The sequence below is a fragment of the Megasphaera sp. AF13-6AC genome (assembly GCF_027685385.1).
GTDB classification, from domain to species: Bacteria; Bacillota; Negativicutes; order Veillonellales; family Megasphaeraceae; genus Megasphaera; species Megasphaera micronuciformis.
Window position 1 is genome coordinate 1,302 of record NZ_JAQCUN010000196.1, and the last position, 391, is coordinate 1,692.

Sequence of the window (391 nt, forward strand, 5' to 3'; positions counted from 1 at the left end):
TGGCTTTTATGAGATTAAGATGGAATATACAACATTGAACCATACTGTATGGGAAGATTTGAAAAACAGAATTATTGATTTGCATTGTTTTGAATATACGGACGAAGGTGAAATTCTTTATGATGGGGATTGTTTTCCGGTAGAAACTTTTTCGGGTAAAGGAAGAATTGAGGAAATAGAGGTTTCCTGTATTGAACCATATAGTCAAGTAATGTTCCATCTGGGATACGAGTTTGATGAAAATGATGCACATGATGTGAAGTTATTGTGTGAGACACTTCATATCGAAATTCCAAATGAGTATAGATAACTGCAAATAACAGTTTGTAGGGGAGTTCTGATACTCCCCTATAAAAATGGCTATTTATCAACTGTTTGTTGTGACATAGCC

General features: G+C 34.5%; 1 protein-coding gene. It reads left to right on the plus strand.

The window, feature by feature from the left end; all coding sequences use genetic code 11:
- The coding region (locus tag PGX78_RS08040; protein ID WP_442864820.1) for a nucleotidyltransferase domain-containing protein at nt 1-310 on the plus strand (310 nt) is incomplete at its 5' end.
- Nucleotides 311-391: the final 81 nt, after the last annotated feature.